Annotated in this window: 13 protein-coding genes; 6 read left to right on the top strand and 7 right to left on the bottom strand. The window is 75.5% G+C overall.

From position 1 onward, the window contains the following. Nucleotides 1-117: 117 nt before the first annotated feature. Both EES41_RS16860 and EES41_RS16855 read right to left on the bottom strand, forming a co-directional pair. Nucleotides 118-738 carry a DUF4291 domain-containing protein gene (locus EES41_RS16860; RefSeq protein ID WP_123079302.1) on the bottom strand — a complete coding sequence of 207 codons (621 nt, stop codon included), beginning with the start codon at nt 736-738 and terminating at the stop codon, nt 118-120. Between the two features lie 52 nt (nt 739-790). Beyond that, entirely contained in the window at nt 791-3,292 is a 2,502-nt protein-coding gene (locus EES41_RS16855) for a helicase C-terminal domain-containing protein (protein ID WP_123079300.1), read from the bottom strand. Between the two features lie 86 nt (nt 3,293-3,378). Between EES41_RS16855 and EES41_RS16850 the strand changes: the two genes are divergently transcribed. Both EES41_RS16850 and EES41_RS16845 read left to right on the top strand, forming a co-directional pair. Beyond that, nucleotides 3,379-4,344, top strand: a complete 966-nt coding sequence (locus tag EES41_RS16850; RefSeq protein WP_123079298.1) for a hypothetical protein — start codon at nt 3,379-3,381, stop codon at nt 4,342-4,344. 90 nt (nt 4,345-4,434) lie between these two features. Continuing rightward, a complete protein-coding gene (locus tag EES41_RS16845; protein WP_123079296.1) occupies nt 4,435-5,100 on the top strand; it encodes an HAD family hydrolase in 666 nt (221 codons plus the stop codon). 18 nt (nt 5,101-5,118) lie between these two features. Here EES41_RS16845 and EES41_RS16840 read toward each other — a convergent pair whose 3' ends face one another. Then, nucleotides 5,119-5,373 carry a hypothetical protein gene (locus EES41_RS16840; RefSeq protein ID WP_123079294.1) on the bottom strand — a complete coding sequence of 85 codons (255 nt, stop codon included), beginning with the start codon at nt 5,371-5,373 and terminating at the stop codon, nt 5,119-5,121. A gap of 177 nt (nt 5,374-5,550) precedes the next feature. On the opposite strand from EES41_RS16840, the gene EES41_RS43835 reads away from it, so the two are divergent. Further along, the gene (locus EES41_RS43835; protein ID WP_037797809.1) at nt 5,551-5,934 is read left to right on the top strand and encodes a cold-shock protein; all 384 of its coding nucleotides are present in this window, start codon (nt 5,551-5,553) and stop codon (nt 5,932-5,934) included. A gap of 78 nt (nt 5,935-6,012) precedes the next feature. Here the strand turns inward: EES41_RS43835 and EES41_RS16830 are convergent, their stop codons facing one another. The 4 genes from EES41_RS16830 to EES41_RS16815 form a co-directional block, all read right to left on the bottom strand. Continuing rightward, nucleotides 6,013-6,885: a 1,4-dihydroxy-6-naphthoate synthase gene (locus EES41_RS16830; RefSeq protein WP_123079292.1), complete on the bottom strand. Its 873-nt coding sequence runs from the start codon at nt 6,883-6,885 to the stop codon at nt 6,013-6,015. Further along, nucleotides 6,857-7,600: a futalosine hydrolase gene (locus EES41_RS16825; RefSeq protein ID WP_123079290.1), complete on the bottom strand. Its 744-nt coding sequence runs from the start codon at nt 7,598-7,600 to the stop codon at nt 6,857-6,859. The genes EES41_RS16830 and EES41_RS16825 overlap by 29 nt, the downstream gene beginning before the upstream one ends. 16 nt (nt 7,601-7,616) lie before the next feature. Continuing rightward, nucleotides 7,617-8,105, bottom strand: coding sequence for a DUF2771 domain-containing protein (locus tag EES41_RS16820; RefSeq protein ID WP_123079288.1), 489 nt, complete (start codon nt 8,103-8,105; stop codon nt 7,617-7,619). A 376-nt stretch (nt 8,106-8,481) separates the two neighbouring features. Then, on the bottom strand, nt 8,482-9,855 hold the full coding sequence (locus EES41_RS16815) for an MFS transporter (RefSeq protein ID WP_123079286.1): 1,374 nt from the start codon (nt 9,853-9,855) through the stop codon (nt 8,482-8,484). A gap of 346 nt (nt 9,856-10,201) precedes the next feature. Here EES41_RS16815 and EES41_RS16805 point away from each other — a divergent pair, with 346 nt between their 5' ends. The 3 genes from EES41_RS16805 to EES41_RS16795 all read left to right on the top strand — a co-directional run bounded on the left by EES41_RS16805 (nt 10,202) and on the right by EES41_RS16795 (nt 12,996). Beyond that, a complete protein-coding gene (locus EES41_RS16805) occupies nt 10,202-11,116 on the top strand; it encodes a DUF3027 domain-containing protein (RefSeq protein ID WP_123079284.1) in 915 nt (304 codons plus the stop codon). A 38-nt stretch (nt 11,117-11,154) separates the two neighbouring features. Beyond that, nucleotides 11,155-11,379 (top strand): hypothetical protein, encoded by a 225-nt coding sequence (locus tag EES41_RS16800; protein ID WP_123079282.1) that lies wholly within the window; start codon nt 11,155-11,157, stop codon nt 11,377-11,379. A 138-nt stretch (nt 11,380-11,517) separates the two neighbouring features. Continuing rightward, entirely contained in the window at nt 11,518-12,996 is a 1,479-nt protein-coding gene (locus EES41_RS16795) for a flotillin family protein (protein ID WP_123079280.1), read from the top strand. Nucleotides 12,997-13,047: the final 51 nt, after the last annotated feature.

Below are 13,047 nucleotides of genomic sequence, written 5' to 3'. Positions count from 1 at the left end.
CGGCCAAACCTCCAGTCTGCCGTATCGCTCCGCGGGCGGGGAGATTCTGCCCGCGGCCCGGCCGGGCCGCCCTCCGGTGACGGGCTCCCGCGGCGGGTGGTCGCCCCGGCCCGGTGGTTACGCGCCCAGGTGCGGCAGGGGCGGCGACGGGTACGGGGTTTCCCGTGGGAGCAGGGCGCGCGCCGCGTCCGCGTTCCCGGTCCGCAGCAGGCCGTGGACCTCCCGGGCCAGCGGTGTGACGTCGCGGATGGAGAGCGTCCACTCGTCGGCGTAGGCGCGCGAGGCCGGACCCGACAGGCCCAGCTGGAGCGAGCGGTACGGCAGCGGGTTCAGGTGCAGGTCGCGCTCGGGGTCCCACTGCACGCGCGCCGGCGCCCCGCGCAGTGCCCGCTGCCAGGAGGACCGGTCGGCGTGGGTGCCGGGCTCGAAGTGCGACAGGCAGGCGTGGCGCAGCGCGTGGTCGAAGCCCTCGCGGGTGATCTCGACCGCCAGCACCGTTTCCTGGTCGGCCTTGGTGGCCCAGCCGCAGCGGTACATCATCCACAGGAACGACGGCTTGACCCATGTCATCCGCTCCCGCTTCCAGGCGGGCGGGAAGCGGCCGTCCCGCGCCGCCGGCAGCCCCAGGTGCGGGGCGTACGCCTGGTAGACGGTGACCGTCCGGGCGGTGTGGGCGGCCCGGACGGCACGGTTCGGCACGGGTACGGGCAGAGGCGCGGGGTCCGGGGTTTCGGGCATGCCGTTCAGGGTGCCCGGCGGGGCGCCGCGCCGGCCAGCGGATTACGGCCGCTCAGACCTGGTCCTCCGCCAGTTCGGCCACGCCCGTGATGCGGTGCAGCGCGTACGTCCGCACCTCGTCCGCCGTGTGGTCGTACCCGGTGACGAAGCCGCCCTCCACCCGTACCGGCGCGATGACCCGCTGGCTCGCGGCCCCGTCCGCGTTGACGTACCCGATCCACACCGCCGACCCGGTCAGCGCGGCCGCCTGCACCGTCGCCAGGGTCTCCGCCGCGCTGGTGCGCGGGAGTTCGCCCGCCGCCGGGGCCGGCGCCGACGGCTCGGCCGGCTCCTTGCGCACCGCCGTCGCCGCCCGGTCGCCCGCGCGGATGGCCCGTACGGCCGCGCCCAGCAGCGTCGCGTCCGCCACCGGCGGGCCGTCCGGCACCGGTTCGGGCGCCGAGCGCGGCGCGGTCCGGCGGGCGTCCGCCCGGGCCACCAGGACGTCGCCGGTACGGGACTCCGCGGCCGGCGCGTACCCCATGGCCCGCAACCCGTCGAGCAGGGTGGTGGGTTCGGCCTGCGCGGCCAGCACCGTCGGGGCGAGGCGGCGCAGCCCGAGCCCCGCGGAGCGCTTGTCGGCCAGGATCTCGTTCAGCATGCCGTCGTCGTCGCAGCGCACGTACGAGGAGGCGGCGCCCACCCGCAGGTGCCCGTGCCGCCGCGAGACGTCGTCGATCAGGTACGTCAGCGGCTGCGGCACCGGGGTGCGGCTGTGCTCGGCGAGGAAGGCGTGCAGGTCGGAGGCGGTGTGCCCGGCGTCCAGGGCCCGGCGTACCGACCCGGGCGTGAAGCGGTACACCGTCGCCCCGCCCTTGGACTCGACGTCCGCGAGCACCGCCAGGGTGTCGCCGAGCGGCCGGCGCAGCGGCCCCGGCGCCACCGCCGTCAGATCGGCCTGCAACAGGACGTGGTCCACCGGTTCGGGGAGCAGCGGCGCGAGCGGCGGCGCCGGGTCGCGCCCCTCCAGCAGGGCCCGGCCGGGCGCGGAGAGCGCTCCCCGGCCGGTGACGCCGAGGACCTCGGCCTCGGTCAGCGCCCAGTGCGCGAGGCGGGCCCGCAGGTCGCTCGTACCGCGCACCGGGCGTTCCCAGGCGAGCCGCGCGAGGAGGGCCGCCGGGTCGGCGGAGCCGCCCTCGGGGAGCTCGGCGAGGAGGTCGAGGACGCGGCGGCGCACCTCGGGCGCGGCGGATCGGTCCAGGTCCGGGCCCAGCACCGACAACGTACGGGCCTTGGCGTCCTGCTCGCCGACCAGGCCCGCGGTGCGGGTGGCGGGCAGCCAGGCCGCGGCGAGCGCCGACCACCGCTCGGCGGGCGGGAGTTCGCACCAGTCGTCGAAGGCGGGGGTGGGCGCGTACCGCTCGTCGGCCTCGCCGTCGCCGGCCAGCAGGCCCGCCGCGTAGGCGAGTTCGATCCAGAACGCGGTCGCGCCCTCGGTGGCGTCCAGGGTGGCGGCGGTCCGCTTGAGGTCCCGTACGGAGAGTCCGCCGGCCCGCAGCACCGCCGGGCCCGCGTGCTCCCAGGACTTCACCAGTTCCTCGACGGTGGCCAGGGCGGCCAGCGCCTGCCCGGCCGCGTTCGCGTCCACAAGGTGTGGACGGTGCTCGCGGTGCGCGGGCACCGCCGGCGCCACCGGCTCCGGGACGCGGTGCGCGAGCCCGCCGCGCAGGTGCAGCGCCACCTCGCGGGGCAGTACGACGGTCCGCGCCGTGGCGGGGAGCAGCAGCCCCCGGTCGCGCAGCCAGCGCACCGGCGGGGTCGGCTGGGGGGTCACCTCCCCGTAGGGAGGCCCCCACACGAGCCGGCCGAGCACCTGGTGGGCCTCCGCCGGCGCCTCGTCGAGCAGCGCCGCCATCCGCTCCGGGTCGGTGAACAGGCCGGTCAGCGCGGCCACGGCGGACACCGGGTCGTGGGTGCCGGGCAGCCCGGCGGCCGCCACGATCTCCTGGACCCGGGTCGGTGACATCCCGGCGGTGGCCTCGGCGACGGTCGGGCCGAGCCCGGTCGGGGAGGGCCGCGTGGCGGACGGCGCGAGGAGCTCGCGGGCGGTGCGCACCAGCCGCAGCCGCTCGTCGTCGCCCCATACGAGGGCCTGCTCGCGCAGGGTGCCCAGGGCGCGCGGCAGCGCGGCGCGGGAGCCGTTGTCGGCGCCGCCGGTGGTGCCGTGCTCGCCGGCCAGCAGCGACTCCAGCACCGGGTACGGGCAGGGGTCCGGGGCGACGGCGAGGGCCTCGGCGCTCTGGAGCGCGAACCGGTCGAGCCGGTCCAGGGCCCGCACCACCGAGGCGCGGGTGCCGGCGCGGGTGGCGAGCTGGGTGATGTCGCCGGGCACCGGGTTCAGCAGGTCCGGGCGCGCGCGCAGCAGCGCGGCGAGCGAGTCGTCGTCGCGGGCGCGCAGGGCCTCGGCGAGGGAGCGCGGGGCGGCGCTTTCCGTGGTGCCGGTGCTCGGCCCGGTGCTTGGCTCAGGCACAGTCGCCTCCTGGTCGCGTCGGCCGGTCAGTCGGCCGGTCCCCATCCGGCCAACGGTATCCGCTGCGCCCGGGGCAGCTCCACGCCCGCACGCGCTACCTTTCCGGCAGGCGGTACGGGAGGAGCCTGGGCATGGGGATCGAGAGCGACCAGCTGGTCTACGAATATCTGAGCCGCGTAGGGGACTTGGCTCAGCGGCGGCAGCTGCCTTCCGGTGACCGGATGCGACTGGTGGCGGGGCTGCGGGACGAGATCGACCGTCGGCGCGCCAAGTACGAACCGGAGACCCAGGCGTCGGTACGGAAGATCCTGGAGCGGATCGGCACCCCCGAGGAGGTGCTGGACACGCTGGGCGCGCTGTCGGGCCCGGCGGCCCCGGACATCGCGCCGGGGGTCCCCGCCCAGCGGGGGCCGGGCGCCCGCGCGGCGGTGAACGTGCCGCCGCACCTGGCGGGGCTCGACGAACTCGGGCCGTCGGGCGGGGCCGGGCCGGACTGGTGGCGCGTCACGCCGGGGCCGTTCGGCGCGGGCGGGCCGCAGGTGGAGGGCTTCGCGGGGGGCATCGAGCTCCCGGACCTGTTCAAGGAGCCGGAGGAGGACGAGCCGGCGGCGGCAGCGGAGCCGGAGCCCGCGCCGGCGGCGTCCCGGGGGCGGCGGCTGGCCCGCTTCGCGCGGGAGCGGCTGGGCGCGGGGCTGGGCGCGGGGAAGAAGCCGGGCGCGGCGGCGGGGGCCGCCGGGGCCGCCGTCGCCGTCGCCGCCGTGCGGCCGAAGGCGAACGCGTTCCTCCTGCTCGCGGCGGCGATCCTCGTGGCGGGCGCGGTGAGCGGGTACTGGCTGCTGCTCGGGCTGGGCTGGCTGGCGGTGTACGCGTCGCGGGTGCTGGGGCCGACGGAGCGGAAGGTGGCCGTCTTCGGCCTGCCGGGCGCGGTGTTCGCGGGCGCGGTGGTGTGGCTGTGGGGCCGCCAGAACGGGCGCTGGGGCGAGCCGCTGCCCGACGGCGGCCTCTCGGAGGTCCTCCCGGGCATGTGGCCGTGGCTGGCCCGCGGGGCCGGTCTGGCCTCGGCCCTCTACCTCGTCTGGCGGGCCCGCCGCCGCTGACTCCTCCGGGGCCCGCGCGTCACCGGATTTCACCCTCCGGTAAGGCGGGGATCAGTCCGCGTTCCCGGTCCGCGAGCCCGGCTGGGCACAATGGCCGGTATGACCCTGAGCCCCGAGACCACCGCCGAGACCACCGCCCCGCCGCTGACGGTCGGCTTCGACCTCGACATGACCCTCATCGACTCGCGGCCGGGCATCAAGGCCGCCTACGAGGCCCTGTCGGCCGAGACCGGTACGTTCATCGACGCCGAGCAGGCGATCACGCGGCTCGGTCCGCCGCTGGACGAGGAGCTCGCGTACTGGTTCCCGGAGGCGGAGATCCCGGCGATGGCGGACCGCTACCGGGCGATGTACCCGGCGTACGCCATCGACCCGACGCCGGCGATGCCCGGTGCCCGCGAGGCGATCGAGGCGGTCCAGGCGCTCGGCGGCCGCGCGATCGTGGTCACGGCCAAGCACGAGCCCAACGCCCGCCTCCACCTCAAGCACCTCGGCATCGAGCCGGACGCCGTCATCGGCTGGCTGTGGGCGGAGGCCAAGGCGGGCGCGCTGCGCGAGTACGGGGCGCAGGTCTACGTCGGCGACCACGTGGGCGACGTACGCGGGGCGCGGGCGGCCGGCGCGGTGTCGGTGACCGTCCCGACGGGGCCGTGCCCGGAGCCGGAGCTGCTGGCGGCGGGCGCGGACGTGGTGCTGCCGGACCTCACGGCGCTGCCGGCGTGGCTCGCGGAGTACGTCCGTACGCGCGAGGTCTGACGGCACGGCAGACAGGCCCTAGGAGCCCTGCGACGCCTTGGCGGCCCTGCGCTGCGCCGAGGCGGAGCGCAGCACGCCCGCCGCCGAGATGGCGAAGCCGACGCCCATGAGCATGCACACGGCCCACGCGTACGCCGGGAACGGGTCGACGTCGAGGAACAGCGGGGCCATCGTCGCCAGGGTCGCCACCGCGCCGACGATGAACACGATGCCGCCGGCCCGGACCAGCGCGTCGCCGGGCCGTGCTTCGTCGGTCTGAGGAGTAACAGTCACCCCACCAGGGTAGTTCCCTGGCCGAAGCGGTCGACCGCGAAGGACCGGGGAACGACTTGTCACCCGTCTCCGGACCATTAGCCTGGAGGTGTGGCGGGTCGGTGACCCGCTGTACTGCTATCCGGAGCCGCCAGGGCGGCGAACCGGACCCGACGAGCACAAGGACAGAGGACGGACGTGCCTACCGGCAAGGTCAAGTGGTTCAACAGCGAGAAGGGCTTCGGCTTCCTCTCCCGCGACGACGGCGGCGACGTCTTCGTCCACTCGTCGGTGCTCCCCGACGGGGTGGACGCGCTCAAGCCCGGTCAGCGCGTCGAATTCGGTGTGGTCGCCGGCCAGCGCGGTGACCAGGCGCTTTCGGTGACGGTCCTGGACCCGGCGCCGTCCGTCGCGGCCGCGCAGCGCCGCAAGCCGGACGAGCTCGCCTCGATCGTGCAGGACCTCACGACCCTGCTGGAGAACGTCACGCAGCAGCTGGAGCGGGGCCGTTACCCCGACAAGGCGCACGGCGGGAAGATCGCCGGCATGCTGCGCGCGGTCGCCGACCAGCTGGACGTCTGAGCGGCGCGCACCCCCGTACGACGGTGCCCCGTCCCTCTCCGGAGGGGCGGGGCACCGTCGTACGCGCGTCCCCGCGGCCTACGGGAAGGCCAGCGCGTCCGGCGCGATGGCCGGAACCAGTCCCTCGGCGGCGGCGCGGGTCAGCAGCCCGCGGACGGCCGCGTAGCCGGCGTCACCGAGGCCGGCGGTGAACTCGTTGACGTAGAGCCCGATGTGCTGGTCGGCGACGGCCGGGTCCAGCTCCTGCGCGTGCTCGCGGACGTACGGGCGCGAGGCCTCGGGGTCGTCCCAGGCCATCCGCACCGACGTCCGGGCCGTCTCGGCCAGCGCGCGCAGGGTCTCGGCGCCGAGCGAGCGCCTGGCGATGATCGCGCCGAGGGGGATCGGCAGGCCGGTGGTGGCCTCCCAGTGCTCTCCCATGTCGGCCAGGCAGTGCAGCCCGTAGTCCTGGTAGGTGAACCGGGCCTCGTGGATGACGAGTCCGGCGTCGACGCGGCCGTCGCGCACCGCCGGCATGATCTCGTGGAACGGCAGCACGACGACCTCGCCGACGCCGGCCGGCAGCACCTCCGCCGCCCAGAGCCGGAACAGCAGGTAGGCGGTGGAGCGTTCGCTGGGCACCGCGACGGTCTTGCCGGTGAGGTCGAGCCCGGGCTCGCGCGTGAGCACCAGCGGTCCGCAGCCCCGGCCGAGCGCGCCGCCGCAGGGGAGCAGCGCGTACTCCTCCAGCACCCAGGGCAGTACGGCGTACGACACCTTCAGGACGTCGAGTTCGCCGCGCTCGGCCATGCCGTTGGTGAGGTCGATGTCGGCGAAGGTGACGTCGAGGGCGGGCGCGCCGGGGATCCGGCCGTGCGCCCAGGCGTCGAAGACGAAGGTGTCGTTGGGACACGGCGAATAGGCGATGCGGAGCGGCTCCGGCTCAGCCGTGGTGCTGTCGCTGCTGCTCATGCTGTCCTCCCCAGTGGACGAGTACGGGTCCCAGGACGCGGAATCCGCCGGCCAGCGCGGCCAGCGCGTCCCCGATCCGCCAGGCGTCGCGGTCGCGCGGGCCGACGGCGTTGGACACGGCGCGGATCTCCAGTACGGGCAGCCCGTGCGCGGCGGCGGCCTCCGCCACCCCGAAGCCCTCCATGGCCTCGGCCCCGGCGAGGGGGTGCCGGGCGGCGAGCTCGGCGGCGCGGGCGGCGGTGCCGGTGACGGTCGAGACGGTGAGTACGGGTGCCAGCAGGCCGCCGGTCGCCTCGGCGGCGCGGGCGGCGAGCTCGGCGGGGGGCAGGTGCACGCTGCGGCCGAAGCCGAGCGCGTCGACGGGCAGGAACCCGTCGGGTCCCTCCGCCCCCAGGTCGGCGGCGACGACGGCGTCGGCGACGACGAGCGAGCCGGGCGGGGCGGCGGGGGCGAACCCGCCGCCGATGCCGGCGGAGATGACGAGGGTGTAGTCGGCCAGCGCGAGCGCGGTGGCCGTGGCGGCCGCGGCGGCGGCCGGTCCGACCCCGCCGACGAGCACGTCGGCGGCGAGACCGGGCAGGTCGCGGCGCGAGATCCGGTACCCGCCGGGCAGGGTGCGCGGCTCCGGGGTGACCGGGTCCTGATGAGGAGGCGTGAGACCGGCGGCGACGGAGTCTGCCTCCGCCGCCACCGCGGTCACGATGAGCGCGCGCACCGTTGCCGCCGCCGGGTTACTTGAGCTTGACGGTGAAGTTCCAGACGGCCTGGGGCTTGCCGCCTTCGGAGACCTGGACGAAGGAGAGCTTCTTCGAGGACGGGGCCTCGCCCTGGCCGCCGGTGGCGAACAGGTCGGCGCCCGGGAAGCTGCGGTAGGTGTTCGAGGAGGGCTCGGTGATGGGCTGGCCGTCCAGGACCGCCTGCCACTTGCTGCCGTCCTCCACGACCTCCGGCTCGACACCGAGACGGAGCGTGTCGCCACGCGCGTACTCGATCGTCTTGGCGTCGGTGTGGTTCGTGAAGCACTCCTGGACCTTGTCCATGGTGAGCTCCTTGCCGTCGCCCTGGCAGGCGGCTTCGGCGGACACCGACGAGGTGCCGACCGTCACGGTCGCCAGCGGCGTCGGCTTGTCACAGGCGGAGAGGAGGAGGAGGCCGGCGGACACGGCTCCGAGGGCCGCGACGCTGCGGCGGCCCCTACCCGAGAAAAGCGGTGCGGTCATGAGCCGAAGGCTATCGGGCCACCCCCCTCCCCCGCCGCACGGGGTCCTCCGACCCCCGGCGCGGCGCCCCCGGGCGTGGCAGACGGGCGCCCGGACGGCCCCCGCGCGTCAGGCGGGATGGCCCCGCGCGTCAGCCGGGATGGCCCCGCGCGTCAGCCGGGATGGCCCCGCGCGTCAGCCGGGATGGGCCCGCGCGGTCAGGCGGGATCGGCCCGCGCGGTCAGGCGGGATGGGCCCCCGCGTCAGGCGGGATGGCCCCGCGCGGTCAGGCGGGATGGGCCCGCGCGGTCAGGCGGGACGGGCCCCCGCGTCAGGCGGGGCGGGCCCGCGCGTCAGGCGGGGCGGGCCCGCGCGGTCAGGCCGGACGGGCCCCGCGTCAGGCCACGCGGGGTCGTGGGGAGGACGGGTGGGGGCCGCGGGGGGCCGCGATGAGGCCGCGCAGGGCCATCGTCGTGCCCAGGGCGACGATGGCCGCCGCGACGGACATCCCGAGGACCCCGTTCAGCGGCAGGACGATGCCGATCGCCCCGCCCAGCACCCACGCCATCTGCAGCAGCGTCTCCGAACGGGCGAACGCGGAGGTCCGCACCGCCTCCGGCACGTCCCGCTGGATCATCGCGTCCAGCGACAGCTTCGCCAGCGCCTGGCAGAACCCCGCCGTCGCGCCCAGCACCGCCACGAGCGGCCCGCTGAAGAACACCGCCGCCAGGACCGCGACGCCCAGCGTCATCGACAGCACCGCCGCGATGATCACCTCCGGGGCGCGGGCCCGCAGCCACGCCCCCGCCGCCGTGCCGCACGCGTTGCCCACGCCCGCCGACACGCCCACGATGCCCAGCGACACCGCCGCGCTCTGCCCCGCCAGCGGGTGCTCCCGCAGCAGGAACGCCAGGAAGAAGATCAGGAACCCCGACAGCATCCGCATCGCCGCGTTCGCCAGCAGCCCGCACAGCACCGACGGGGACACCGTCCGCAGCCCCGGCCGCCGCGAGTGCGCCTCGTGCGTGGAGAGCCGCGCCCGGCTCTCCCCCTTCGCGTCGTCCACCTTGGGCGGCAGCGAGAACGCCGCGAACGTCCCCCACACGAAGATCACGCAGGCCCCGTATAGCGGCCATGCGGGCCCGATCGTGTGCAGCCCCGCGGCGACCGGCGCCGCCGCGCCCGTCGCCAGCAGTCCGGCCAGCGTGACCCGCGAGTTCGCCTTGACGAGTGAGAATTTCGGCGGGAGCAGTCTCGGCACCACCGCGCTGCGCACCACCCCGTACGCCTTCGACGCCACCAGCACCCCGAGCGCCGCCGGGTACAGCTCCAGCCCGCCCGTGGCGACCGCGCCCGACATCATCAGCGCGAGCAGCGCCCGCGCCAGCATCGCCGCCGCCATCGCGGCGCGCCGCCCGTGCGGCAGCCGGTCCAGCAGCGGGCCGATGACCGGGGCAAGCACCGTGAACGGGGCCATCGTGATCGCGAGGTACAGGGCCACCCGGCCGCGCGCCTCGTCCGTGGGCACCGAGAAGAACACCGTCGAGGCCAGCGCCACCGTGATCATCACATCGCCGGCGCCGTTGATCGCGTGCAGTTCGATCAGTCTGCCGAGGCCCGACTCACCGGCCCCGTGCGCGTGCGTGGCCCGCCGGATCCCGCGCGCCGTACCGGTGATGGGGAGGTGCAGGGCACGCCCGACGGCCCGGCCGGCCCTCTTGGCCGGTCCCGAGCCGTCGTCGGACGACCGTACGGGTGCCACACTCGACATAGTGCCCCACTCGGGTCGCGCGGACCCGTCCCGGGGCCGTTCCGGCGCGTCCGGAAGCCCCTCGGGCCACCGGCTTGTCCGCGAATCGGACCTTGCATGTGGGCCGAAGGCGTCGGAGGAGGTAGCGTGCGTAGCGCGCCACCGGCGGTTGCTCTTGGCCGCGCGCCTCTTCGTGATCCCGCAGAATGGATCGCAGGTGGGTGCGCCCGAGGCCGATCGGGTGCGGACGTCGACGCGGCCCTCTGGTCCGCTCCGCCCGCGCCTCGTACGGACAGGACCGACGGGTCGTTCAGGACGACAGTACGGACGGCGCACTCGTGAGACGGCGTAGGAGAGAACGAGACCTGTGAGTGCTGCGACGACGCGAAGCCGTACCCCCGACCGCCTGTGCGCCGAGGCGGTAGACCTCGCCCGCACGGCGGCCGAGGAAGCCGCTGCTCCCGGAGTGGTGGGCGAACATGTCTCCGCGATCGCGGAGGGCGACCGGGTCGTCACGCACCTCTTCGAGTGCAAGGACCCCGGCTACCGGGGCTGGCGCTGGGCCGTCACCGTGACCCGCGCGTCCCGCGCGAAGCTCGTCACCCTCAACGAAACGGTGCTCCTGCCCGGCGACGACGCCCTGCTGGCCCCCGAATGGGTGCCGTGGAGCGAGCGGCTGCGCCCGGGTGACATGGGCCCCGGCGACCTGCTGCCCACCGACGCCGAGGACCTGCGCCTGGAGCCGGGCTGGTCGGGCGAGGACGTCCCGCCGCCGAACTCCGTCGTCTCCACCGAGATGGCCGAACTGGTCGAGGCGGAGGACGCCGACGTCACGGACCGCACCGTGGTGCCGGTACGCGGCTCCATCGCCGCCGTCGCCGAGGAACTCGGCATGCGGCGCGCCCGCGTCCTGTCCCGCTACGGGCTGCACAGCGCGGCCGACCGCTGGGACGAGTCGTTCGGCGCGAAGACCCCGATGGCGCAGGCGGCCCCCGCCTCCTGCGTCTCCTGCGGCTTCCTCGTCGCGATCGGCGGCTCGCTGGGCCAGGCCTTCGGCGTCTGCGCCAACGAGTTCAGCCCGGCCGACGGCCGCCTCGTGTCGCTCTCGTACGGCTGCGGCGGCCACTCGGAGGCCGCGGTCATGCCGAAGCCCCTGCGGCCCGCCCCGCCGGTACTGGACTCCATGGCCACCGACGAGTTCCCGCTGCGGCCGGCGCCCGCCGGCGACACGGGTTCGGTGCCGGTCTCGGACCTGCCGGCCGCCGACCTGGGCCACTCCTAGGAGGGGCCCGGACGGGCCCGGGCCGTTACCCTCGGCCCATGGGGGACGAGGACATGATCGGCATGACCGGCCGGGTGACCGGCACGGTCGGACCGGGCCTGGTGGGCGAGGTCATCGTGCGGATCCGGGGCGGGGCCGAGCACTTCCTGGCCCACCCGGCACCCGGTTCGGGCCCGGACCGGCTGCCCGTGGGCACGGTGGTGACGGTCGTCGAGCACCTCCCGCCGCGCACGGTGTACGTGATGGCCGCCTACGACGGCTGAGACCCCGCGCCCGGCCGCGCCCACCTGTGCGTATCAAGATGGCGACAAGATCCCGCCGACGTCTTCACGGCATGCCGCGACAGGCGCACACTCGCCTTCGTCGGCGCCGAACGGTGCCGCGATAAGGGGGAGTTGCCGATGGCTATCGGCGTCGTGGCGGGGATCGTCCTCGCTGCCATCACCGCTCTGATCGGCCTGTTCAAGCTCATGTGGCGGGTGGCCGAGCCCAACGAGGCACTGGTCATCTCCGGTTCCACGCACAAGACCGAGGGTCTCGGCGAGGGCATGGGCTTCCGGATCGTCACCGGGCGCGGCACGCTCGTGCTTCCGGGCGTGCAGGCGGTACGGAAACTGTCGCTGGACCTCAACGAGACCCAGCTGAACGTGGACTGCGTGACGCACCAGGGCATCCCGCTGCGGGTGAAGGGCGTCGTGATCTTCAAGATCGGCGACGACCTCGTGTCGATCGCGAACGCGGCCCGCCGGTTCCTGGACCAGCAGAAGATGATGCCGGAGCGGGTGCACATCGTCTTCGCGGGCCATCTGCGTTCGATCGTCGGCGGATTGACGGTCGAGGACATGATCCGGGACCGCGAGAAGCTGACCGGGCAGACCCGGGCGGCCTGCGGTACGGAGATGGAGAAGCTCGGCCTGATCGTGGACTCGCTGCAGATCCACGAGATCGAGGACCCGACGGGATACATCAAGAACCTGGCGATGCCGCACGCGGCGGCCGTGCAGCGGGACGCGCGCATCGCGCAGGCCGAGGCCAACCGGCTGGCGACGGAGGCGGAGCAGACGGCGTTCGCGCGGATGGCGGAGGCCACCCGCGACAGCGAGATCCTCCAGGCGGGCTACCAGGCCGAGCGGGACAAGGCGGCGGCGACCGCCCGGCAGGCGGGCCCGCTGTCGGAGGCGGCCGCGAAGCAGGAGGTGGTCGTCCAGGAGACGCGGGTCGCGGAGCTGGAGGCGCACCGGCGCGAGCAGCAACTCCAGGCGGACGTGCGCAAGCCGGCGGACGCGGCGGCGTACGAGACGCGGACCCGGGCCGAGGCCGAGCGCGACGCGCGGATCTCGGCGGCGCAGGCGAAGGCGAAGGAGACGGAGCTCGCGGCGGCCGCGGAGGCCACCCGGGTGACGACGGCCGCGACGGCCGACGCGTCGGCGACCGAGGCGCGGGGCCTCGCGGCGGCGAAGGCGACCCGGGCGACGGGCGAGGCGGAAGCGGCGGCGACGCAGGCGAAGGGCCTCGCGGTGGCGGCGTCGGCGAAGGCGAAGGGTCTGGCGGAGGCGGACGCGATCAAGGCGCGGGCCGCGGCGCTGGCCGAGAACCAGGAGGCGGTGGTCGCGCAGCAGCTGGCGGAGAACTGGCCGGCGATCGTGCAGGCGGGAGCGGGTGCCTTCGGCAACGTCGAGCACATGGTCCTGCTCAACGGGGCCGAGGGCATGTCGGAGATGTTCGCGAAGGCCCTCACCATGGGCGGCACCGGCCTGGGCCTGGCCCGCCAGCTCCTCTCCTCGATGACCCCGCCCCAGAACCCGAACTCGGCCCCGGCCCCGGCCCCGCCGATCCCGTTCCCGGTCCCGGTCCAGCCGATCCCGGTCACGGACGAGTAGCCCCCCTCGGGCGCGGCCGGCTCTTCCAGCCCCGCCGGCGTTCGAGGCGCG

Origin of the sequence: Streptomyces sp. ADI95-16 (assembly GCF_003721495.1) — a bacterium.
Lineage (GTDB): Bacteria > Actinomycetota > Actinomycetes > Streptomycetales > Streptomycetaceae > Streptomyces > Streptomyces goshikiensis.
The sequence above is the reverse complement of the archived record's forward strand: the minus strand, read 5'-3'. Positions and strand labels throughout refer to the sequence as shown.

Coding starts and splice junctions, on each gene's coding strand:
- EES41_RS16800 (WP_123079282.1), top strand. CDS start 11,155: ATGGGGGACGAGGACATGATCGGCATGACCGGCCGGGTGACCGGCACG.
- EES41_RS16820 (WP_123079288.1), bottom strand. CDS start 8,105: ATGACCGCACCGCTTTTCTCGGGTAGGGGCCGCCGCAGCGTCGCGGCC.
- EES41_RS16830 (WP_123079292.1), bottom strand. CDS start 6,885: ATGAGCAGCAGCGACAGCACCACGGCTGAGCCGGAGCCGCTCCGCATC.
- EES41_RS16845 (WP_123079296.1), top strand. CDS start 4,435: ATGGCCGGTATGACCCTGAGCCCCGAGACCACCGCCGAGACCACCGCC.
- EES41_RS16815 (WP_123079286.1), bottom strand. CDS start 9,855: ATGTCGAGTGTGGCACCCGTACGGTCGTCCGACGACGGCTCGGGACCG.
- EES41_RS16860 (WP_123079302.1), bottom strand. CDS start 738: ATGCCCGAAACCCCGGACCCCGCGCCTCTGCCCGTACCCGTGCCGAAC.
- EES41_RS16795 (WP_123079280.1), top strand. CDS start 11,518: ATGGCTATCGGCGTCGTGGCGGGGATCGTCCTCGCTGCCATCACCGCT.
- EES41_RS16850 (WP_123079298.1), top strand. CDS start 3,379: ATGGGGATCGAGAGCGACCAGCTGGTCTACGAATATCTGAGCCGCGTA.
- EES41_RS16855 (WP_123079300.1), bottom strand. CDS start 3,292: ATGGGGACCGGCCGACTGACCGGCCGACGCGACCAGGAGGCGACTGTG.